Raw genomic sequence first — 22800 nt, forward strand, 5'->3', positions numbered from 1 at the left:
ATGCGGACAAATTCTTCGGCGATTTTCTGCCGATGTGATCGGGACTTCGAAAAGGGAATCTCACATGAAAGCGCTTGCCGGACTCCGTGTCATCGACACGACCCATGTTCTTGCTGGTCCTTTTGCCAGTTACCAGATGGCCGTCCTGGGTGCCGAAGTGATCAAGATTGAAGATCCCTCCGACCCGGATCAGGCCCGCCTTCAAGGGGCGGATCGCGCCCTGAGCAATTTGGGTATGGGGACGGCTTTCATGTCGCAAGCCTCTAATAAAAAGGCCATGGCGCTCAACCTGAAGGTCGAGAGTGCGCGCGAGGTATTAAAGCGTCTCATCAAGACAGCCGATGTCTTCGTTGAAAACTACCGACCCGGAGCCTTTGAAAAGCTTGGGCTCGGCTATGAGGACATGCGAGCGCTCAATCCCGGCATCATCTATTGTTCGATCTCCGCATTCGGAGCGACCGGTCCACGGCGCGAACAGACCGGCTATGATTCCGTATTGCAGGCTTTCTCCGGAATGATGGCAATGACCGGCGATCAGGACGGCGATCCGTTGAAATGCGGAGCGCCGGTTGTCGACTATGCGACCGGCACAACGGCGGCGTACGCGATCACGGCGGCACTGTTTCAGCGTGAACGCAACGGCGGAAAGGGACAGTTCATCGACGTATCCATGCTCGATGTCGCCCTCATGCTTTGCAGTCCCTCAGTGACTGGCTACCTCTGGAACGAGAGCCATCCCAAGGCAAAGGGCAACCGCTTCCCCTTCGCCACAATCGGGCTCTATCCCGCATCCGACGCGGAGTTGATGGTCGCGGCCTCCAATCTTGAGCAACAGCGTCGTCTCTGGATTGCTCTCGGGCGCGAGGACCTGATCAAAACCACCAACGACGAGCGGCTGGATGGCCATGCCGAGGAAGAACGGGCTCTCAAGCAGATATTTGCGACCATGCCCGCCGACTACTGGGAAAACTTTCTGAACGAACGCCGAATTCCTGCAGCGCGGGTACGTCAGCTAAAGGAGGCCTTGGCAGATCGGCAGATCGCCACTCGGCAGGTTCTCCACAAGCATGACGCGCCGGGAAGCCAGATTGACGGCCTGGTGGTGCCGGTTGCTGGTTTTACCATGTCTGACAGTCCTCCGGGCCTTACCTTCCCACCACAGACGGTGGGGGCGCAGACCGAGGAGCTTTTGCAGTCACTTGGCTTCGACGGGGAAACGATCGCGCAACTGCACGCCGACGAGGCCATCTTTGCAGGGGCCGCATGAATGACCAATCCGCTTTTGAGATTGGCCGAAGTTGCGGCGGACTGGCGTCACCGCCCGGTCGAAGAACCGGTGCGTTGGGCAACGCGTCGCGCCATCCTCGACTGGTTTGCCACAACGCTTCCCGGATGCGTTCGGGCGCCGGCGACGATCATGGCCCCCGCGATGATGGAAACGGAAGGAAGCGGCCGCGCCTGGTGCTATGTGGACGAAAAATCATGCAGCCCGCGACGTGCGGCTTTCCTGAACGCTGTTGCCAGCCACACGGTGGAATTCGACGATATCTTCAAGGATGGCGGCTACCACCCCGGAAGCCCCACAATCTCGGCAGCCCTGGCGTTCGCACAGCATTTGGATTCCACGCTCGACGACCTGCACCGCGCCATCATCGCGGGTTATGAGGTCGGCTGTCGTATATCGCTTGCAATCCAGCCCAGTCATTACGCGTTCTGGCACACGACCTCTACCGTGGGAACAATCGGCGCCGCGGTGGCGGGTTCGATCTTAATGGGCGGCGACAGTCGCGTTATCGGCCACGCCATAGCGCTTGCGACAAGTTTTGCCGGGGGGCACCAGCAGAACCTGCAGGGAGAAGGAATGGCAAAAGCGCTCCATCCGGGGCATGCTGCGGATGCAGGGCTCATGGCAGCATTGGCCGCTGCGGCCGGCGTGACGGGGTCATTGGAAAGCCTGCATGCCGATAAAGGCTTCGCAGCTGCCACGAGCGAGACCTCCGGTGACTGGGGGCGCGCCCTTGACGGTCTCGGTACCTGGACGCCGATCACGCGCATGACGGTGAAGGCGCATGGCTGTTGTGGGCATATCTTTCCTGCGCTTGATGGGATTGGCAGCATGCGCAAGCAGCACGGATTTAATCCCGCGGACATAGAGCGCATCGAGGTGTCCGGTTATCGGGCGACCCAGAGCATGTGCGATAGACCGGAGCCCGTTTCTGCACAGGATGCCCGCTTCAGTCTGCAATATTGTCTTGCAGTCTACCTGTTTCTCGGAGGGGTCAGGCTCTCGGCGTTCGAACCGGCGATAATGGGACGCGCTGACATACGTGATTTCATGCAGAGAATACGGATTAGTGAAGATCCGGTTCTTTCCGCCAATTATCCGGTGAAACGGCAGGCGCGGCTAACGGTCACACTCAGGGGCGGACATACGCTCCGGCATCTGCAGGAAACGCGGCGCGGTGATCCCGAAGACCCGCTGAGCGACGCGGACCTCATCGCGAAATTCCACGAGCTCTCCTCCGGTACCATCTCCAGGGGAGATCGCGAAAGCCTTGTCACGACGGTTCTTCTTGGTGAGGAGCTGCCGGCTCGGTTGAAGCGAAGGGCGAGCGAGGATTGCAGGGCGCAAAATTGAGAAAAGTTACAGCAGGATCGGCCAGATGGCTGTCCGGCTTCACATCCAAAAAAGCGGAAAATGATGCTTGCCCTTGGCAAGGCTCGTAAAGACCAGAAAGGACCAAAACCATGACCATCAATGTGCGCGAACACGAATTCGTTGCGATATCGCACAAGAACGGCATCGCAACCGTGACATTGAACCGGCCCGATGTGCGCAACGCCGTGAACGACCAGATGCGCGCGGAGTTGATCGAGCTTTTCGAACAGCTCGCGACCGACAAATCGGTTCGGGCGGTGATTTTGACCGGAGCCGGCAAAGGCTTTTGCTCGGGCGGTGACGTATCGGGAATGCGTGCTCGTCTGGACGCTGCGCCCGGCGATGTCGCCTTCAATGGCTGGACCCGTCAGCGGAGCACGCATAAAGGCGTGGCAGTCATCCATGGGATCACCAAACCTGTGATTGCGGCGGTGAACGGAGCGGCATTCGGACTTGGGCTCGATATGGCGCTTGCCTGTGATTTCATCATCGCATCCGAGGGCGCAAAGATGTCGATGAGTTTCATCAAGCGCGGGCTGGTCTCAGATGGAGGCGGAATGTATTTTCTGCCACGCCGCGTCGGACTGTCCCGAGCCAAGGAACTGATCCTTACCGCGAGGGTCGTCGAAACCGCCGAGGCGCTTCAGATCGGGATGATCGATCGCGTTGCTTCGCCGGAATCGCTGCTCGAGGAAGCACAAGTCTGGGCCGAACAACTAACCATCGGCTCGCCGGCTGCAGTCGCTCTAACGAAGTCGATCCTCAACAAGACCTTCGAAAGCTCGGACGAGACGATTTTTGCGCTTGGTCGTGAGGCGCAGGCGATCTGCTATACAACCGCCGAACACCGTGCGTCGGTCGAGGCATTCCTCAACAAGTCGAGCGAATAAGGAGGATAAGATGACGTTCATTCAGGCATTGCTCAACCCTGAAAGTGTCGTGGTCGTTGGCGCATCCTCCGATCCGACAAAACTGACGGGGCGGCCGATCTCCTATCTGCAGCAACACGGCTACAAGGGGAAGATATACCCGATCAACCCGCGTGCAGAAATGATCGGCGATATTAAATGCTATCCCGATGCAAAAAGCCTTCCCGAGGCGCCGGATGTCGGCCTCATCCTCGTCGGCGCAAACCGGGTCATCGACTCCGTTCGCGACCTTGCCGCAGCAGGAACCAAGGCGGCCGTCGTTCTCGCAAGCGGTTTCGGTGAAGCCGGAGAAGAGGGTCAGCGGCTTCAGGCGGAGCTGCGCGAAGCTGCCGGCTCGATGCGTATCCTTGGACCCAATACAATCGGCCTAGTCAACCTCAGCGACAGAATCATGTTGACTGCGAGCGGTGCGATGGACATGACCGACTTTCGCAGCGGGACGATTGCTGTCCTGTCGCAGAGCGGTGGTATTCTCGGTTCACTGCTGTCTCGCGGGGTCGCTCGCGGTATCGGCTTCTCCAAGCTCGTTGCGACAGGAAATGAAGCGGATCTGGAGGTTGCGGACCTGCTCGAGGCAATGGCGGACGATCCGGCTACAACCGTCATCGCGCTCTATCTCGAAACTATCCGCAACGTTGAAAAATTCCGCCGGGCGGCGGCCAGGGTGACGGCGGCAGGTAAGTCCATCGTGGCCTACAAGGTCGGCCGATCGGAAACGGGGGCGCAATCGGCGGTTTCGCATACAGGCGCCTTGGCGGGCTCGGATCGTGTCTATGATGCGCTGTTCGCACAACTCGGTATCATCCGGGCGCAGACCTTTGCAGATCTTCTCGATATTCCGATCGCCCTGGCACAGGGCCGTGTTCTTGCGGGTCGAAGGATAGCTATTGTCACCTCGACGGGCGGGGCGGCGACAATCGTGGCTGATAATGTTGGTCTGGCCGGCCTCGAAATGCCAAAACCGGACGCTGAGACGGCGCAGAAACTGCTCGAACTCGATCTCAAGGAGGCAGTCCTCGACCGCAACCCCATTGATGTTACGCTCGCGGGCCTACGGCCCGACCTGTTCAGGGCCATCCTGAAAATACTTGCCGAGAGCCCCAGCTATGACGCCATCGTGGTTGTTGTCGGTTCTTCGTCGATCGGCCAGCCGGACGTTGTGGCCCGGCCTCTTTTGGACTCCATGAACCTTAGCCGCAAGCCGGTCATGGCCTATGTGAGCCCCGATGCACCGGGAATCGTCCAACATCTGAATGCAAGCGGCATTCCCGCCTATGCAGCTCCCGAAAGCTGTGCTGCGGCTTTGAAGGCACTTGTTCAAGGCCCTCCTGTCCCGGCTTCGTCCGAAAGGAAGACACAAAATATCGATATTTCCGATTTGATCCCCGGCGCATTGAACGAGGCTGACGCGAAGCGACTGTGTGCGCGCTTCGGCTTCCCGATCACGCGTGAGGTGACAGCTTCGACGCCGGTCGAGGCCGCAACCAAGGCAAAGGACTTCGGCGCTCCGGTAGTGATCAAGATCCTTTCGGACGAAATTTTGCATAAATCCGAGGTTGGTGGCGTCGTCGTAGGGGTCCCTCCAGAAGAGGTTGAGGCCGCCTGCGAGGCGATGCTGGTGAGGGTAGGGCGCGCAACGACAGCACGGATTGACGGGTTTTTGATCCAGGAACGTGTCAAAGGAGGCGTTGAGTTCATCCTCGGCTATAATCAGGATCCTCAACTCGGGCCTGGAATTCTCTTGGGCGCCGGTGGTGTGCAGACCGAACTTTATCAAGACGTTGCGATGCGACTGCTGCCCGTAACGCGCGATGAGGTCAGGGCTATGATTGGTGAGCTGAAATGCGCCGCTCTCCTTGATGGATTTCGCGGGCGTCCGATCGCCGACACCGAAGCCCTGATTGACGCCGTCTTGTCCTTTGCCGACATGGTGCTTGCCCTGGACGGCCGCCTGGCGGAGGCGGAAATCAATCCGGTCTTCGTGCTCGAAAAGGGTAGTGGTGTGCGCGCCGGCGATGCGTTGGCCGTTCTTCGATAACAACACCATTCGCCCGGCCAATTTGGCCGGGCCTTTCCCAACTTACTCTCTCACGTCGATTTTTGTGGTTTGCAGCTATGTCCGATGTCTACCTCTGTGACTTTATCCGTACGCCCATTGGCCGGTTCGGCGGAACACTTGCGTCCATGCGTCCGGACGATCTCGGTGCCGTTGTGCTGAAGGCTCTGATGGGGCGTCATCCTGACCTTGACTTTGAGGCCATCGATGAGGTCGTATTCGGCTGCGCCAATCAGGCCGGCGAAGACAACCGCAACGTTGCCCGCATGTCCTTGCTTCTGGCAGGGGTGCCGATAAGCGTTCCAGGAACGACAATCAACAGGCTGTGCGGTTCCGGCATGGATGCGATCATTGCAGGCGCGCGTGCCATCAGGTCGGGAGAGGCGAACCTCGTCATCGCGGGCGGCGTTGAAAGCATGAGCCGCGCGCCGTTTGTCGTACCGAAGGCGGAGTCCGCTTACAGCCGCTCCGCCATGATCGAAGACACGACCATCGGCTGGCGATTGATCAATCCGCTTATGAAAGCGCAGTATGGCGTGGATTCGATGCCGGAAACCGCTGAAAATGTGGCTGAGGAGTTCGGCATCTCAAGGCAGGACCAGGATAGATTCGCCTGTCGCTCACAGACAAAGGCGCTCGCAGCCCAAGCCAATGGCCGCCTGGGACAGGAAATTGTCCCTGTCGAGATACGCCAGCGGAAAGGCCAGACTGTTGAGTTTACTCAGGATGAACATCCGCGCTCGACAACACTTGATGCCCTTGCGGCGCTTAAAGCGCCATTTCGGGACGGCGGCAGCGTTACGGCGGGAAACGCCAGCGGCGTCAACGACGGAGCAGCAGCTGTGATCCTCGCCAGCGATGATACCATAAAGCGTCACGGCCTGACGCCGATCGTTCGAATACTCGGAGGCGCCGCTGCTGGTGTTGCGCCTCGCATCATGGGCATGGGCCCGGTACCTGCTCTCAGGAAACTGATGACGCGCCTCGACCTGCAACAGACCGCTTTCGATGTCATCGAACTGAACGAAGCTTTCGCCAGTCAAGGTCTCGCCTGCCTGCGCGAGCTTGACATCGCGGACGATGATCCGCGGGTAAACCCAAATGGCGGAGCCATTGCGCTCGGTCATCCACTCGGCATGTCAGGCGTCCGTATCACCGGAACGGCCGCGCTTGAACTTGCAAAGACGAGAGGCCAATATGCAGCAGCCACGATGTGCATCGGGGTTGGCCAAGGGATAGCGGTCGCGATGGAGCGAGTATAAGGCGCGATACCGATGATGGTGAGCCACTATAAAATCTGCCTCGGCGGCCAGCACCGCCAGTTCGCTGACGGCGGATTTGCGCCCAGCATCCAATGCGTTATGAATGAATCATGAGCAATTCAATCCCGCCCCTCAACCCGCTGCGGACCTTCGAAGCGGCAGCACGCCTGTCCAGCCTGACCCATGCGGCGCAAGAGTTGAACGTGTCGCAGGTTGCTGTCAGCCGGCAGGTCAAGGTTCTGGAGGATTACCTTGGCGTCGTCCTGTTCAAGCGGCTGCATCGCGGCATCGAGTTGACCGATGAAGGACAGCAGCTCTACGACGGTGTCACCCGCGCCTTCCTCGAGATAGGTAACGCTGCCAAGCGCGTGTCGCGGCGGGGCAGGCGAGACATTCTGGCGATCCAGTCCTACACAACATTCTCTCAGCGCTGGCTCATCCCGCGCCTGACGGAGTTCCATGACGCCTTCCCCCGCATCGAGGTGCGCTTGAGTTCTTCCATCGCGCCGGTGGATTTCGAAACCCAGAATCTGGATGCCGCCATTCGTGCGGGGAAAGGAAACTGGCCTGATCTCCATTGCGAAAAGCTCGTCGACGTCGAGCTCATCCCGATCTGTTCGCCGGCATTTCAGGCGGCCCATAAACTCAAGGACCCTACCGACCTCAGCCGTGTCAGGCTTCTCCACTCCATGGCTCGCCCCACCGACTGGCATGCATGGCTCAAGCGCGTGGGGGCGGCAGTCGACCCCGAGCCCGGCATCCGCTTTGAAAGCTCCGCCCTTGCCTATGAAGCTGCGTCGCTGGATATTGGCGTCGCCATCGCGACGAAAGTCTTCGTCACCCGCCACCTCCAGGCGGGCAGCTTCGTCGCCCCTTTCGACATGACCTGCTATAGCGGCGAAGGATATTTTCTAACCTGGCCCAAGAACGTTTCGCCGTCTCTGCCGCTCCAGAAGTTCCTGGTTTGGATGCGTGAGCAGATCAACGCGGAGGACGGTTCCTAAAGCGATGATCGAGATCATTGAATGGCTAACAGGAGACGAATGCCACGAAGCCGACGACGCCGGCCTGGCCGCAGGCTTGGGACAGCGTCTCACGACAGCAGGCTTGCCTCTCGACCGGCTGACACTCCATCTTCGGACACTTCACCCCGAAATTCTCGGACGGACTGCAGCCTGGGCGCCCAACGAGACGGCGGAGGCGCGGGACAGAGAGTATGGCATCGAAATATCTAAGGCACTGGCTGACAACCCGATCCGACGTGTTATGGAGACGCGCGAGCCGCTGATCGTGCGGCTTGACGGCTCGAGCGACCCTGCCTGGATCCATACTGACCTTTTCGAGGGGCGCGGGCTCGTCGAATTCGTCATTTTCCCTTTGTGCAATGCCGACGGGTTGGTCAGCGCGGCGTCTTTCTCAACGACCCGACCAAGCGGGTTCGCTGCTTCCGAGCGTGCGGCATTAAACCGTATCGTCCCGGCGCTGCGCAATGCTTGCGAACTGCGCACTCTCAGGAGAGTCGAGTTGACGCTCCTCGATACCTATGTAGGCCCTACAACAGCACAACGAATCCTGGCCGGCGGCATCCGCCGCGGCCAACTTGAAACACTCGAAGCCGCTTTGATGCTTTGTGATCTGCGCGGATTCACGCAGCTGTCGAACAGACTGACCAACGAGCGCGTGCTCGAACTGCTCAACGCTTATTTCGATCATGTCGTACCGGCGATTACTCATGCGGGCGGCGAGGTGATCAAATTCATGGGTGACGCTGTCCTTGCTTTTTTTCATTACAACGAGGCCGCCGCGGCCTGCTCTGCTGCACTGCAAGGCGCTCAGGATGCGCTGGAGAGTCTGGGCCGGTTTACAGCGCCCGATGCGAAACTCCAGGCCGGTATCGCACTACACTACGGAGAAGTAAGCTACGGCAACATCGGCTCGGGCCTTCGGCTCGATTTCACCGTGATCGGGCCGGACGTCAATCTTGTGAGCCGAGTTCAGGCCATTTGTAGCGAGACAGGCCGTTCGCTGTTGATGTCGGAGCGATTTGTAAAGCTTCTCAATTCGAGCGGGACGACGACCATCGGTCGCTACGACCTAAGGGGATTTGACGAGCCGGTCGAGCTCTATACACTCGGTAATCTTGCTCTGCCCGGCGGACAGAGGCCAGAGGAAAGGAAAGTGCGCAACACGGCCGACACGCCGGCAAAAGCGCAATCAACTGGCAAGCGGATTATGCGTTCTCCAAAGGTCTGAGTGTTCAAGCGATCAAAGAGTGGCCCGCAGGCTGTGAGGGCGTCGGCAGTGCGGACAACCCCTTGGAGCGACGGGGATCTGACTGTTGTCCGTGACAACCCTGATCGCATCTATTGCAAAGCCGCCAATGGAGGTCTCGCGCAATGAAATCGATGCTGCATATGTTGATCCTCCGATGGATCAGATGCATCCTCTTCCCAACGGCAGCAATTCTGAGCCGGAGCCACTTTTCGGTGCAGATCAATGGCTGGACGCCAGCGCCTTGGCGGGGCCGCCGGTCGTGCTCTTTTTCCATGCCGCGCCAGTCGACGGCGACGTCATGGACCGGATGCATTCTCCCCAAACCCACCGTGAGGATCGTTAACTCTGTGCTCGCGTTCGGATGCGCATTGCGGCCAGCGGACGATCATCGACACCGAATATCCCGATAACATATCCACGAGCGGTGCGCTTGAATGTCACTGTTATGATTTCGCCAGGCTCGACATTCCCAACATACGAAACTTCTCTTGCAGCGATGAAATCTGTTTGTGTTTCCCCCGCCTGAAAGAGTGCACGATCGGAGAGGGCGCTGTAAGACGGGAAGTAGAGCAGGCCTGCGGCGTTAAAGTCCGTGGCCGGGCAAGGCAAGATTTTTTCACCCTTGCTTGCTTCAGACCCTTTATTTACCTCAAGCCATGCGTGCCTGTCTTGGAGCATCCGACGTGCGGTGGCGGCTGCCCTGTCGACGATACGCTGGACCGGCACTGGAGCATCTGGTGGAACGGCCAGTGCTTTCGGGCTGCGTCTGACAATCGTGCGATTGCTCCCGTCTGCTGATCGACCGACGAAGGTGGACGCCAATGTCAGGCCACCGATAACTTCGCCGTCGAAAGTTATTGTTTGTCGCGACGCCAGATGCCCTTGCGCCGAGCGGTAGAGTTCTCCTGATAGTTCAAGATTCCCCCCCAGATAAGGTGCCGCCGGCCTGATCATACGCAAGCTGGTGGAACGGAAGGCCGCGTAGAGCGGCTCTCCCTTGGCGCATGTGAAGAGGGTCTCGGTTTGCCCCATCGCTCTTGCGATGAGCCGCCAATGCAGATCACCTGCACGTCGCAGGAGCCACTGCTCGGAAAGCCCGCGATACCCCATTTCCGCCATGCCGAGAACATGTCGCTCGGTGAGGGGCGTCTTTTGCTGGACGAGCAAAGGTCTGGCGCTCATGCCGCAAACCTGGCCTTTTGAAGCGCGACAATTTGCTCGGCCAGGTAATGGCTATCCTCGTCAATGCCGAGAAATCTCCCCGAACCCCAGGTATTGAGCCAACCCAGGCCAATAAAATATAGCCCCGGCGATTTGGTCACCCCGCGATGGAATTTCGGCTTGCCTCGCTCATCAAGGCAGTCCACCTCAAGCCAGGAGTAGTCGGGGCGAAAACCTATCGCCCAGATTATCGACGAGATTCCGGCAGCTGACAGGTCTATTTCCTCGATTTCACGTTCCGGTTTCCACACCTTCTCGAATGGTGGTTCTTCCGGTGCGGTTATTCCTTGGGAACTGATCCATTTGTCGATCTGCTGGCGAATTCCCATGTAGCTACGGTCTGCGTCATCAAGGTTTTTCTCGAGGTCAGGAAGGAAATTCATTGTCAATCCCTTACCGTCTGCTGCCGAACCGTAGAGCCTGACACCTTCGAGCGCGTATTTCCGAAGATCGATTTCCTTTCCGCCATCGCGCCCTGACATATAGTGATTGGTTTGGGTAAGAGCTTTTACCGGGTCCGGATGCTCATCGATGGTGACGGCGTAAGTGCCGGCATCGTATAACCAGTCGGTGGCGTCGCGACCGCGATATTTCCTCGGGCTACGCGGAGCAGGACCGACGGCCAGATGTACCGGCCGGCTTTCAAGATGAAAATCATCCATAATCTGCACACCGGATTGGCCCGTGCCAACGATGAGAGTTGCGCCGTCTGGCAGCTGTGAAGGTCTCCGGTAGTCGCGCGAGTGCATCTGCACGATGGATGGATCGATATCTCTGGCAAATGGAGGTACGATAGGGTGATCGTAGCCACCTGTGGCGACAACGACCTGATCGGCCAACCATGTGCCTGCAGTCGTCTCGACACGATAGCCGCCCTCGGGGCGGGGTTCCACCTTGGTGACATCCACGCCTTCGACCAGGGGTGGGTTAAAGCTTTCGGCAAAGCCGTCGAGATAATCGACGATCTCGTCCTTTAGCATGAAGCCGTCCGGATCCTTTCCCTTGTAAGACCAACCCGGCAGGCGGCACTGCCAGTTTGGCGTCACTAGACAGAAAGAGTCCCAACGGTTATTCCGCCAGCTCTCGAACCGGCGGTGACGCTCGATCACGATATGCTCGACTCCTTCGCGGGTAAGGTACCAGCTTACGGATAAACCCGCCTGTCCGCCCCCGATGATGACAACGGGGATATTCGACTCTCGACCATCAGTCATGGCTTGTTCCTTCAGGAGAACGATAGGCAAGCGACTTGGCCCTCAGCGGCCTGGCGCGTAGCGGTTTCTTCAATCTTGGCCAATTGGTCCAACGCGGACGAGCAGGTGAAGCCGTACTTGGCGGCGACACGTTCCGAAGCTTCGTTTAAGCCAGCTCGCACGTGCTGTAGAAATTCTGGGACGGGATAGGTTTCTCCGACCTGGAGGTGGTTTTGTATTGCTGTCGAGGGAGAATAGCATTTCTCCTCCATTCCATCCGGCCAGCGGATCGTGAAGTGAACTTCAGGCATTGGAAGCCTCCTTGGAAAGCGTGAGGTAAGGTGAGATTCCGTAATTCCAGAATGTCGCCTTTGAACCTTCATGTTTGAAATTTATCTGTGCGTGATTGGTGGCGTGGCCTATCGCAACCGCGCTTATGTCGCGTGCTGCAAAAGCTGCGCAGACTGAGGTTGCCTTCGCGGGATCGACAGAAAGCAAAAATCCAAAGCTTGGGAATGTTCGCAGCCACCGACCAATCTCGACGCCGTCAGGCCGAGGGATGGCCTCAAGGTCAATATCGAAACCGCATCGTGAGCATTCCGCCAGCATCAAGGCCGTGCCGGCGATCCCGCCCTGGCTGATATCCTTGCCCGATCTCGCCAGACCTGATTCAGCCAATTGCGGCAGAAGTTCATAATCGCCACGAAGCCGGGAATGAGGCGCGTCGAGTGCAGCGCACCAGTTGTCGAAGCGTGGACGATAGCGTCCTCTATGATCTATCGCCGCGACAAGAACGTCACCGGCTTTTGCCGTGAAGCTGGAAATCAGTTGTCTTGCATGTCCTAGAACCGAAACTGAAAGGTTGAGCTCGGTAGTGCGCAGATTGGTGTGCCCGCCGACGATAGGAATACCGTAAGCTGACGCTGCATCCTTCAAGCCTTTGAGCAGAGGTTCAGCGGTCGCGACATCCGGAGCCCAAACGGCGTTGAGAAGTGCGGTTGCGCGCCCCCCCATGGCGGCGATGTCGGAGAGGTTGACCATTACGCCGCACCAACCCGCGAACCACGGATCATCATTGACGAATTGGGGCATGAACCCTTCACCCGCGAGCAGATCCCAGCCTCCTTCGGGACGTTTGATGGCGGCTGCGTCATCGCCGGGCCTGCCGATCGTCGAGGCGGAAAGCCCGAGAGCTTTGGTGGAGGCAGCAATATCGAGTTTTCCGAGTATCGAAGGGTGGGCGGCGAGCTCTTTTGCCAGGGCTTCCAACATCATCCCGCCCTCCGAGATCTTGCGCACCAACCGGTCTCGGGGCTGAGAATAGCGGGATAATGATCCAGCGCCGCGCGCATATGCATGTGAGGAACGCCGTGAAGATCGACCGGGCCAACACAATCCCAATGAAGGCGACGGAACAGTGGAACGTTCTGCTGTTGAACGTGAGCGTTGAACTGGACGCACCCCATGCCGTTCGCGGAGCAGACCGCCAGGCGGATCAACTCGGCGCCGAGCTTGCCTACCCGTCGATAATTACAGTCGACAGCGAGCCTCGAGCCCCACCAGATTCCGGGAGAATTTTGATGGATGCGGACCGTGCCCACGACTTCGGCAGGTTCTGCCGCCATCGTCGTAATCGCTGCAAGAGGGATCGCCACATCATCGACCTCGTCACGGTCGTGCAGTTTGAAAATCCGTTGTTCGTCAACAAACACCGCGTGACGAAGCCGCGCGACGCCCTGGAGCTCCCAGTTTTCGGTCGCGGCACGAATAATGAATTCCGGGCTTACAAAGGACGAATGGCTCACGCCGCTCATGCTGGCACCCTCAACTTCTCGTAGGTTGAAAGGGCCGAACAGGCGCCGCATTTGCCACAACCTGCCTTGATGTCGGTTGCCCTGAGCCCGCCATCCAAAATGATATTGGACAGAGGTTTCAGGATGCTCGCCATAAACTCGGAGCTTGGCGCGGCGTGGCTCTCCAGCGGGGTGCCGGAAATCGGAACGAACGGAACGACAAAAGGATACACCCCCATCCGTACGAGACGGTCGGAGACATCGAGGATTGCTTCGGCTGTATCGCCAAGACCGGCGAGGATATAGGTTGAAACCTGCCCGCGCCCGAAAACCTTGACAGCTGCTTCAAAACTCGAGAAATATTTTTCAAGCGGCACGGTTGCCTTGCCTGGCATTATCCGATTGCGGACGTCAGGGGTCACTGCCTCAAGGTGCATGCCGAGCGCATCGGCGCCAGCGTCATTCATTCGCTGAAGCCAATTGTCGTCTTCAGGCGGCTCACACTGAACCTGGATGGGTAGATTGACGGCTGCTTTTACTGCACGAGCGCTTTCTGCCAGGATCGCTGCACCGCGATCTTGGCCTGGCGGCGTGCCGGTCGTCATGACCATGTGCTTCACGCCGTCCAGTTCAACTGCGGCTTTGGCTACTTCAGCCAACTGTTGAGGCGTCTTGTGCGCGATCGTACGCCCGGCTGCAAGACTCTGTCCGATTGAACAGAACTGACAGGTTTTCTTCCGGCTCTCATACCGGATGCATGTCTGCAACACCGTGGTGGCGAGGACGTCGCGAGAGTGAAGAACCGCGATCTTGTTGTAGGGGATACCGTCTTCGGTCGTCAGATCATAGAATTTCGGCCGGTTCGGAAATCGGACTTTGGCAACTTCTATTCCCTGCCTGGTGATGCGGGCACGTCCATTGTCGTCCGGTGCTTCCACAAGGTAGGGGCTGTCGAAAGCCGGTGCGGTATGGACCGGTATCATCACAGTCGTCTCGCCAAAACTTACGGCCTTGTGGTCGGAGGGACCGGCACCGCCGCGACGGCTCTCGTGTCCGGCGCGTGGATCCACGAGCCGCATCCCCTTTGTTTGAAGGTCGTTGATGAGCTCAGGAATGACCATGTCGACGTTATCACGCATCTTCACGCTCCTGTTTCACGGGGGTTTGCTCTGCGTTGAGCAGCGGCAGGTTTGGTTCAAGTGTTTCCAGTGCCTTTGCGGGCCGGGCATCATGAACGAGGTGGAGAAGTTCCGGTCTCGCATAATGGCCGACGCTGTCCATCATCCGCTTGCGCTTTGTGATCAGCTTCATATCGAGATCGGCGATGAGGACGCCCTCCGAGGCAGTCAACGGTGGCACGACGTGGCGACCCTCGGGGGTTATGATGCAGGTCATGCAACCATCCCGAAGTCCTTTTTGCAGTTTGGGATCGGGATTGATCGAGGCGATCTGTTCCTCGCTCAACCATGCCGTCGCATTCACGACGAAACATCCCGATTCCAGGGCGTGGTGGCGCATTGTCACCTCGATCTGCTCTGCGAAGATCGGTCCTACCAATGAGCCCGGGAAATGTGCTGCGTGAATTTCTTCGTGCTGGGCCATGAGCGAATATCGGGCGAGGGGATTGTAATGTTCCCAGCAGGCCAAAGCGCCCACGCGCCCGACAGCCGTATCCACGACTTTCAAGCCGGACCCGTCGCCCTGACCCCAGATCATGCGCTCGTGATAGGTTGGGGTGATCTTGCGGCGTTTCAGTTTCAAACTGCCGTCCGCATCGAAGACGAGTTGTGTATTGTAGAGGGAGCCGTGATCGCGCTCGTTCACACCCAGCACGACAACGACGCCGCGTTTGCGTGCGGCATCTGCAACGGCCATAGTCTCCATGGAAGGAACCGTAACGGCTTCCTCATAGAGGCGAAGGTGCTCGGGACCCTGCAGCATGGGTGGCATGACAAAACTGAAATAGGGATACCAGGGAACGAATGTCTCTGGAAAGACGATGAATTCAGCGCCTTTGTCGGCAGCCTCGGCAATGGCGTTAAGCACCCGTTCAATCGTACCTGCACGCGAAGTGAGGTCGGGGGATATCTGTACAGCGGCGGCGCGAACGATTTTGGACACGGCTGGCTCCTTTACAATCATCTTGCTGAAGGCGCGGCGCGAAATGGCCGCGCCGCACAGGTCGCTTAGACCGTCCAGGTGTCGATGATCAGCGCGTTGGCCTTCTTGTGCAGCAACACGCAGTCGAGAACGTCTTGGGGAAGGACGGGAATGATACCCGGGATCAGCGATGGCTCGCCATGGCCGTAAAGCGCCTGAAGAGCAAAACGACATGCATAGACCTTGCCGCCTTCCTTCATGAAACGCTCCAGGTTCTTGTTGAAATTCAGGTGGCCCGGGAAGGCTTCGTCGCCAAGCTTCGGGAAACCTCTTTGGATGCCGAGTGTGACGCCGGGGCCATAAAGCAGAATGGATGTTTCGTAACCCTTGCGCTGAAGGCGGATGGCATTCAGAATGTTGACAAGGCCGATGGATCCTTCGAAAGCGACAGTGTGAAAGGTCACCAGCGCTTTCTCTCCCGGATCTGCTTTTACATCCTCAAAAACCTTCGTTTCGTAGTCCACGAAGAAGTCGCCGTCTTTATGGGCTTCGTGCGTTACCTGAGGCATCAATCTCGCTCCTGTTGTGCGGTTGGGATGCTAAAGCGTACGACGAAAATTGTATGAATCAATAACAAGTGCAATACCCATACAATAAAATCGAAAAAGCAAAAGAACAATCGATAAATTGCACCAAACTTGTCCGTCTTGACGAATAAATAGGCGCGTATCGCCCAAATAATTGTCATTTTTGTTGCGATGTTGGATGGGTTGAAATGTGCGGCAGACTTACATACAATGCGAAACAATTACAAAATTATCCAGAAATGAGACGCGTAATGGCAAGTTGGCCCCCCGTATTGAGACAGGATGGTAAGCCCAGATATCTGCAAATTGCGGATGCGATTGAAGCGGCGGTGAAGAGCGGTGAGTTTGCGCCAGGAGACAGGCTGCCGCCACAGCGCAAACTGGCCGACCGTCTGGGGATCGACTTTACGACCGTTACCCGTGCCTACGCAGAAGCCCATGCAAGGCGGCTGGTCGAGAGCCACGTCGGCCGCGGTACGTTTGCTTGCGCTCCTGCTCACTCACGTCATGAAGCAAATCCTCATCGTGCCCGGGATGAAGATCTCTCCATGAACATGCCGCCGGAGCCGCAGGACGCCGAGTTGATTGCCCGCATGCAGGACGGCCTTCGCACGGTGTCGGCAAATCTCATACCGTTGCTTCGATATCAATCAACGACCGGCAGCAATCAGGATAAAGCCGCGGCCTCGTCGTGGCTCTCCAAGAGAGGAATGGTTCCAAGCCTCGAGCGCATCTCGATCACCCCTGGAGCGCATGCGACGATGACGGCAATATTGTCGACAATGACGCGTCAGGGCGACGTTATCCTGTGTGAAGCGATTACCTATCCCGGTTTGCGGGCAATTGCGGCGCGTATGGGGCTGCAACTGGTTGGCTTGCCGATGGATGGTGCGGGCATTCTTCCGGACAAACTGGATGCCGCCATTCACCTGCATCAGCCGAAAGCGCTTTACCTGAATCCCACTGTCCAGAACCCGACAACAATAACAATACCTCAAACACGGCGCATGGAGATTGCCGAAGTGCTGATCCGTCATCGGCTTCCACTGATCGAAGATGACGCATATGGCTTTATTCCCGCGTCGGCGCCAGCTCCGTTTGCGACCATGGCGCCCAACTTGACTTGGCATATCGGGGGGCTTGCCAAATGTCTGGGTGCAGGCCTTCGTCTCGCCTATACGGTTGCGCCGAGCGCCAAGGCTGCCTACTCATTGGCGCAAGCGATCCGAGCCAGCGCGGTCATGCCGTCTCCGCTTTGTATGGCTCTTGCAACTCGGTGGATCGAAGATGGGACTGCGGACGCCATTCGCCGGTTTGTCAGGACAGAAAGCGCGGTGCGTCAGAAGATTGCTGCCGAGACGTTCAAAGGATATGAATTTCTGGGGGAGCCTGAAGCCTTCAACATTTGGCTAAAGCTGCCAACCGGCGCCAGTCGGGCCGAGTTGATGGGACGCATGGCGGGGCGCCATGTGGGACTGATGCCCTCGGACGCATTTACCGTCCTCGGCACGCCCGATGAACACGTCCGGGTTTGCCTTGGCGGTACGGTGAAGCGTGAGGAGTTGCAGGCCGGTCTCCTGTTTATGGCCAATACACTCTCGGATATTGGTTGGATGGGTTAACTTCGAAACTTTCACTTTCTGGACATTCTGAAAAAAAGGCTAGCTCGGCAAAATTGCGTGCCCGGTATAGTGGAATGCTGCTTGACTTTGGCTTTGGAGGCTGTGTCTCTTGACGAGACGGCATAACACAGCACATCGGCTTTGAAAGCAAAAGCCGGCCTTGGCGCGATCAAAGTCTACTCTCGCGCGCATATTTTGCTCTCTGTTCGGCCATCTGTTGGGCCGGCAACGCTCCTGGGATTCCATCCCGTGGAGGCATGCCCAATTTATGGTTGGCCTGAGCCTAATCAAGAGTCTCCGTTACTAGAGAGGAAACCTCTGTATTAATCGTTTTAAATTTGGCTATGACGATGCAGAGGAGGTGCATGTGAAACATTGGTTGTACGCGACGGTTGCCGTTTTAGGTCTGAATACCGTTAATGCTGCCAACGCGACCGAGCTTGAGGTGACTCATTGGTGGACGTCCGGTAGCGAAGCGGCGGCGGTTCGCGTACTGGCGGAGGCATTCAACGCCACGGGCAATGTCTGGAAGGATGGCGCCATTGCCGGGGCCGGTGGTGTGGCCCGGCCGCTCATCACCAGTCGAATTACCGGCGGAGACCCGATGGGTGCGACGCAATTTACGCATGGCAAGGCTATGAAGGAGCTGGTTCAAGCCGGCCTCATGCGCGATGTCACCGATCTCGCAAAACGTGAAGGCTGGCTCGACAAAATCCATCCGCAGTCTTTGCTCGAAGACTGCACCTATGAGGGGCGTGTCTATTGCGTCCCGTCGAATATTCATTCCCAACAGTGGCTGTGGCTCGGACACAAGGCTTTCGAGAGGGCTGGACTCCCTGTGCCGAAAAACTGGAACGAGTTCGTCGCCGCTGCACCCGCTCTCGAAGAGAAGGGTATCGTTCCTCTGGCCGCGGGGCGACAGCCCTGGCAGATCCAGCTCCTCTTCAATGTGCTGATGGTTTCGATTGGCGGCCCCGAAATCTTTGAAAAGGTTTACGGAGACAAAAATACCGACCTTGCGGCAGGTCCGGAAGTTGCGAAGGTTTTTGCAGCCGCTGCGGATGCGCGGCGCCTGTCGAAAAAGTCGAATGTCCAGGAATGGAACACGGCGGCCCAGATGGTCATTGATGGTCGGGCGGCCGGGCAGATCATGGGTGACTGGGTTCAGGGCGAATTCGAGCAAGCCGGACTGACGGCCGGCAAGGATTATGATTGCCTCGCAGGGCTCGGCGTTCATCCCTACATTACGACAGCAGGCGATGCGTTTTATTTCCCGAAAGTAAAAAGCAAGGATATCGAGGCGGCTCAGGAGGCGCTGGCGTCCACGATTGTTGACGCTTCCGTCCAGGTGAAATTTAACCTGATCAAAGGTGCGCTGCCGGTGCGCAGCGACATAGAGGTCAAGGAAGCCAGTGTCTGCATGAAAAAGGGGCTGGATATCCTGGCAAAGGGGCAGGTTATCCGAAGCGTCAACAGCCTGCTCTCGCCGGACTCCGTGGGGCGCATTACCGATCTTGTCGTGGAGTTCTTCAGCGATGACAGCTTTACGGCGGAACGGGCGCAAAGCGAGTTTGTCGCAATAATCGCGGACGCCGACTGACGGGGACGTCGCCGGGGGTCTCCACGACGCCCAATTTCGCTCAAATCAGAGAAAAATTTATGTCTAAGGTTGCTTTCAGGCGATGGCGGCTCGGCAATGCGAGCGCACTTGCCGCTTCAATTCCCATGGTGGTGACGGCTCTGGTCGTTTACCTCGGCTGTACACTGTGGACCATCGGTTATTCATTTACGAATTCCAGGCTTCTTCCCAATGCGGAATGGGTGGGGCTGAGCCAGTATCAAAGGCTCTGGGGTTCGCGGCGTTGGCTAATATCAATCGAAAACCTTGCCATCTATGGCGCGATGATGCTTGTCCTTTCCCTGTTGCTGGGTTTCGTGCTCGCGGCGATGCTGGATCGGAAAATACGTTTCGAAAACACGTTTCGCGCGATCTTTCTATATCCCTATGCGCTGAGCTTCATCGTCACTGGACTGGTGTGGCAATGGCTGCTCAACCCGGAATTCGGCATCCAGAGCTTTGTTCGGGGGCTTGGATTTACCGGCTTCTCCTTCGATCCGCTTTACGACCCGCAACTGGTCCTCTTTGGCGTCATCGCCGCAGCGCTCTGGCACGGTGTCGGGCTGGTGATGTGCCTGATGCTTGCGGGACTACGCGGCATTGATGAGGATATATGGAAGGCAACGCGGGTGGACGGTATTCCCACCTGGAAGACCTATCTTTTTGTTATTCTTCCGATGATGCGCAATGTCTTCGTCACTGCGCTTGTTCTTATCGCGTCGGGCATCATTAAACTCTACGACCTCATCATCGCCCAAACCGGGGGAGGTCCTGGCCTTTCATCGGAAGTGCCCGCGAAATACGTCTTCGACTATCTTTTCCAGTCGCAAAATCTTGGACAGGCCTTCGCGGCCTCCACAATGATGTTGGTCGCCGTGACTTTCGTGATCATTCCCTGGGCCATTCTCGAGTTTGGAGGAAAAAAACGTGCCTGATTATCCAATTTCGCGCGTGGAGCCTCGTGGCCCTCGTCCCCAGCGTTTTATCTCGCGAGACAAGGTGTTGCTTTATAGTACACTGATTGTCTTCGCCATTTATTATCTGCTTCCTCTTTACGTCATGGTCGTCACGTCCTTGAAGGGAATGCCGGAAATCCGGCTTGGGAACATCTTTGCTCCCCCTGTCGAGATTACGTTTCAGCCTTGGGTCGAGGCGTGGTCGTCAACCTGTACAGGCCTAACCTGCGAAGGTCTTTCAAGGGGATTTCTCAACTCCGTTAAAATCACCATCCCCTCGGTGATCCTCTCGATCCTGATTGCCTCCATCAACGGCTACGCTCTGGCCAACTGGCGTATCAAGGGGGCGGATGTCTTCTTTACGATCCTGATCGTCGGAGCCTTCATTCCCTATCAGGTGATGATCTATCCGATCGTGATCCTGCTTCGAGAAATTGGTCTCTATGGTTCTCTCACCGGCCTGACGCTTGTCCACACCGTCTTCGGGATGCCGATCCTCACGCTTCTTTTCCGGAACTATTTCAGTGCAATTCCTGAAGAGCTCTTTAAGGCCGCGCGCGTTGATGGCGCCGGTTTCTGGGGAATCTATCTGAAAATCATGCTGCCGATGGCGCTGCCCATTTTCACGGTCGCGGTCATTCTCCAGGTGACCGGCATCTGGAATGACTTTCTCTTCGGCGTGATATTCACCCGGCCTGAGAATTATCCAATGACCGTCCAGTTGAATAACATCGTCAACTCGGTGCAGGGCGTCAAGGAATACAACATCAATATGGCTGCGACCCTCCTCACAGGTCTTGTTCCTCTGTCGATCTACTTCCTCTCGGGAAAACTGTTCGTTCGCGGGATAGCAGCAGGCGCAGTCAAGGGATAAAGCCATGAACCAGAGCATTTCAATTCGCGAACTCAAGCTTAACTACGGCACCGTCGAGGTTTTGAAGAACCTCAATCTCGATATCGGCAAAGGGGAATTTCTTGTCCTGCTTGGCTCATCTGGTTGCGGAAAATCGACCCTGCTCAATTGTATCGCAGGCCTCATTGAACCGACCGATGGCCAAATCTTTATCAATGACCGCAACGTGACCTGGGAGGAGCCCAGCAAACGGGGTATCGGCATGGTTTTCCAGTCATATGCGCTTTATCCGCAAATGACCGTTGCCGGAAACCTTTCCTTTGGCCTGAAGAACGCCGGTGTCGCGAAAGACGTCATTGCGGAGCGCATCAAAAACGCAGCGTCAGTGCTGCAGATAGAACCTCTGCTTGAGCGGAAACCATCGGCGCTTTCAGGAGGCCAGCGTCAGCGCGTCGCGATCGGTCGTGCGCTTGTCAGAGACGTTGACGTATTCCTCTTCGATGAGCCCCTGTCGAACCTTGACGCCAAACTGCGTGCGGACTTGCGGGTGGAAATCAAACGTCTCCACCAGAAGCTCGGCAATACGATGATCTACGTCACGCATGATCAGGTGGAGGCAATGACACTTGCCGACCGTATCGCCGTGATGAAGGGCGGTTCCGTAATGCAACTTGCGACCCCGCAGGAAATCTACAATACCCCCGCCAACAAATACGTGGCAGATTTCATCGGCTCCCCGTCGATGAATTTCTTCCAGGTTGGGATTGACGGTAGCGCTCTGCATTTCGGCGATTTACGCGTTCCACTCGATGGTTATTCTTTCTGTAGTGATCTGCGGCCGAAAAGTGCCTGGCTGGGTGTTCGTCCTGAACATTTCAACGTTGGTGTTGCCTCTGAGGGTTCGGATGTCTGCTTCCACACGGTTATTGAACTTGTCGAGCCGATGGGAGCCGATACGCTCGTCTGGGCTTCATTCTCCGGCCAGACATTGCGGTTCCGCATGGACGGACAGGCCGACGTTTCCCCTGGGATGACAGTGCCTGTCGGTTTTAACCTGCAACGGTCTTCTCTCTTCGATCTCGAGACTGAAATACGACTGTAATGGGAGGAAACGGGCATGCGCCTCGCCGCACCTGACCTGGACAATCTGGACCCTGAACAGAAGAGGGTTCACGACGTTATCGCCGGTGGTCCCCGCGGCCGCGTGAGGGGGCCACTTGCCCTGTGGCTGCATAGGCCTCTCCTGGCCGAAGCTGCACAGAACATGGGGCAATATTGTCGATATGGTTCTTCGGTCGCACCACGACTGTCTGAAATTGCGATCCTCGCACTCGTACGCCTGTGGAATGCGGAGCTACCCTGGTATGCTCACAAGGCGGATGCCCTCAAGGCCGGGGTGGAGCCTGATGTGATCGAGGCTATCCGCCTGGGGAAGGAACCGCAGATCGCTGATGCGGCTGGCCGGGCAGTTTATCGCTTTACGGTAGAAATCTACAATCAGCGCAGGGTTTCGGATGAAACCTATGCGGCTGTGCTTGACGCCATCGGAAGCGATGGTCTCGTCGATCTGGTGGGGATCGTCGGCTATTATTCGCTCGTTGCGATGACGGTCAACACATTCGAATTGCCTCTTCCTGAGGGAGTGTCCCCTGATTTTCCGGGGTAAGCCCGGATAAT

Annotated in this window: 21 protein-coding genes and 1 pseudogene; 14 read left to right on the plus strand and 8 right to left on the minus strand. The window is 57.3% G+C overall.

Going from position 1 to position 22800, the window contains the following annotated elements; all coding sequences use genetic code 11:
* Positions 1-64 precede the first annotated feature (64 nt).
* The 8 genes and pseudogenes from PL597_RS14510 to PL597_RS14545 all read left to right on the plus strand — a co-directional run bounded on the left by PL597_RS14510 (position 65) and on the right by PL597_RS14545 (position 9523).
* Positions 65-1267 (plus strand): CaiB/BaiF CoA transferase family protein, encoded by a 1203-nt coding sequence (locus PL597_RS14510; RefSeq protein WP_149148372.1) that lies wholly within the window; start codon positions 65-67, stop codon positions 1265-1267.
* Positions 1268-2638 (plus strand): MmgE/PrpD family protein, encoded by a 1371-nt coding sequence (locus PL597_RS14515; RefSeq protein ID WP_191217405.1) that lies wholly within the window; start codon positions 1268-1270, stop codon positions 2636-2638. It abuts the gene before it with no gap.
* Positions 2639-2748: 110 nt separating this feature from the next.
* Positions 2749-3549, plus strand: coding sequence for an enoyl-CoA hydratase/isomerase family protein (locus PL597_RS14520; protein ID WP_149148370.1), 801 nt, complete (start codon positions 2749-2751; stop codon positions 3547-3549).
* 10 nt (positions 3550-3559) lie between these two features.
* Positions 3560-5626, plus strand: a complete 2067-nt coding sequence (locus PL597_RS14525) for an acetate--CoA ligase family protein (RefSeq protein WP_271365545.1) — start codon at positions 3560-3562, stop codon at positions 5624-5626.
* 77 nt (positions 5627-5703) lie between these two features.
* Entirely contained in the window at positions 5704-6906 is a 1203-nt protein-coding gene (gene pcaF / locus PL597_RS14530; protein WP_271365546.1) for a 3-oxoadipyl-CoA thiolase, read from the plus strand.
* Between the two features lie 110 nt (positions 6907-7016).
* Positions 7017-7910, plus strand: a complete 894-nt coding sequence (gene gcvA, locus PL597_RS14535; protein ID WP_149148368.1) for a transcriptional regulator GcvA — start codon at positions 7017-7019, stop codon at positions 7908-7910.
* A 4-nt stretch (positions 7911-7914) separates the two neighbouring features.
* Positions 7915-9039, plus strand: a pseudogene (locus PL597_RS14540) (adenylate/guanylate cyclase domain-containing protein); the annotation flags it as partial.
* 205 nt (positions 9040-9244) lie between these two features.
* Positions 9245-9523, plus strand: a complete 279-nt coding sequence (locus PL597_RS14545; RefSeq protein WP_271365548.1) for a hypothetical protein — start codon at positions 9245-9247, stop codon at positions 9521-9523.
* Here PL597_RS14545 and PL597_RS14550 read toward each other — a convergent pair.
* From PL597_RS14550 to PL597_RS14585, 8 genes are read right to left on the minus strand one after another with little or no spacing between them, the layout of a single operon-like run.
* On the minus strand, positions 9520-10362 hold the full coding sequence (locus PL597_RS14550) for a Pnap_2097 family protein (RefSeq protein WP_271365549.1): 843 nt from the start codon (positions 10360-10362) through the stop codon (positions 9520-9522). The two genes, PL597_RS14545 and PL597_RS14550, sit on opposite strands and share 4 nt — an antisense overlap.
* Complete coding sequence (locus PL597_RS14555; RefSeq protein WP_191217409.1) at positions 10359-11615, minus strand: MSMEG_0569 family flavin-dependent oxidoreductase; 1257 nt, start codon at positions 11613-11615, stop codon at positions 10359-10361. The genes PL597_RS14550 and PL597_RS14555 overlap by 4 nt, the downstream gene beginning before the upstream one ends.
* An 11-nt stretch (positions 11616-11626) precedes the next feature.
* Positions 11627-11905 (minus strand): MSMEG_0570 family nitrogen starvation response protein, encoded by a 279-nt coding sequence (locus PL597_RS14560; RefSeq protein WP_191217410.1) that lies wholly within the window; start codon positions 11903-11905, stop codon positions 11627-11629.
* Positions 11898-12869 (minus strand): sll0787 family AIR synthase-like protein, encoded by a 972-nt coding sequence (locus PL597_RS14565; protein WP_191217411.1) that lies wholly within the window; start codon positions 12867-12869, stop codon positions 11898-11900. Before PL597_RS14565 ends, PL597_RS14560 begins: the two co-directional genes overlap by 8 nt.
* Positions 12866-13408: an MSMEG_0567/Sll0786 family nitrogen starvation N-acetyltransferase gene (locus tag PL597_RS14570; RefSeq protein ID WP_191217412.1), complete on the minus strand. Its 543-nt coding sequence runs from the start codon at positions 13406-13408 to the stop codon at positions 12866-12868. Before PL597_RS14570 ends, PL597_RS14565 begins: the two co-directional genes overlap by 4 nt.
* Complete coding sequence (locus PL597_RS14575) at positions 13405-14526, minus strand: MSMEG_0568 family radical SAM protein (protein ID WP_191217413.1); 1122 nt, start codon at positions 14524-14526, stop codon at positions 13405-13407. The genes PL597_RS14570 and PL597_RS14575 overlap by 4 nt, the downstream gene beginning before the upstream one ends.
* On the minus strand, positions 14519-15529 hold the full coding sequence (locus tag PL597_RS14580; RefSeq protein ID WP_191217414.1) for a Nit6803 family nitrilase: 1011 nt from the start codon (positions 15527-15529) through the stop codon (positions 14519-14521). Before PL597_RS14580 ends, PL597_RS14575 begins: the two co-directional genes overlap by 8 nt.
* A gap of 44 nt (positions 15530-15573) precedes the next feature.
* Positions 15574-16056: an MSMEG_0572/Sll0783 family nitrogen starvation response protein gene (locus PL597_RS14585; protein ID WP_080794113.1), complete on the minus strand. Its 483-nt coding sequence runs from the start codon at positions 16054-16056 to the stop codon at positions 15574-15576.
* Between the two features lie 269 nt (positions 16057-16325).
* On the opposite strand from PL597_RS14585, the gene PL597_RS14590 reads away from it, so the two are divergent.
* The 6 genes from PL597_RS14590 (at position 16326) to PL597_RS14615 (ending at position 22789) form a co-directional block, all read left to right on the plus strand.
* The gene (locus PL597_RS14590; protein ID WP_191217415.1) at positions 16326-17696 is read left to right on the plus strand and encodes an aminotransferase-like domain-containing protein; all 1371 of its coding nucleotides are present in this window, start codon (positions 16326-16328) and stop codon (positions 17694-17696) included.
* A 361-nt stretch (positions 17697-18057) separates the two neighbouring features.
* Positions 18058-19296 carry an ABC transporter substrate-binding protein gene (locus PL597_RS14595; protein ID WP_416372232.1) on the plus strand — a complete coding sequence of 413 codons (1239 nt, stop codon included), beginning with the start codon at positions 18058-18060 and terminating at the stop codon, positions 19294-19296.
* A 59-nt stretch (positions 19297-19355) separates the two neighbouring features.
* Complete coding sequence (locus tag PL597_RS14600; protein ID WP_236760885.1) at positions 19356-20249, plus strand: carbohydrate ABC transporter permease; 894 nt, start codon at positions 19356-19358, stop codon at positions 20247-20249.
* 16 nt (positions 20250-20265) lie between these two features.
* Positions 20266-21144, plus strand: coding sequence for a carbohydrate ABC transporter permease (locus PL597_RS14605; protein WP_416372234.1), 879 nt, complete (start codon positions 20266-20268; stop codon positions 21142-21144).
* A gap of 4 nt (positions 21145-21148) precedes the next feature.
* Positions 21149-22225, plus strand: coding sequence for an ABC transporter ATP-binding protein (locus tag PL597_RS14610; protein WP_191217418.1), 1077 nt, complete (start codon positions 21149-21151; stop codon positions 22223-22225).
* A 15-nt stretch (positions 22226-22240) separates the two neighbouring features.
* Complete coding sequence (locus PL597_RS14615; RefSeq protein WP_080794098.1) at positions 22241-22789, plus strand: carboxymuconolactone decarboxylase family protein; 549 nt, start codon at positions 22241-22243, stop codon at positions 22787-22789.
* Positions 22790-22800 lie beyond the last annotated feature (11 nt).

The sequence above is a fragment of the Agrobacterium sp. ST15.13.013 genome (assembly GCF_027956525.1).
In the GTDB taxonomy this organism is placed as follows: domain Bacteria; phylum Pseudomonadota; class Alphaproteobacteria; order Rhizobiales; family Rhizobiaceae; genus Agrobacterium; species Agrobacterium salinitolerans.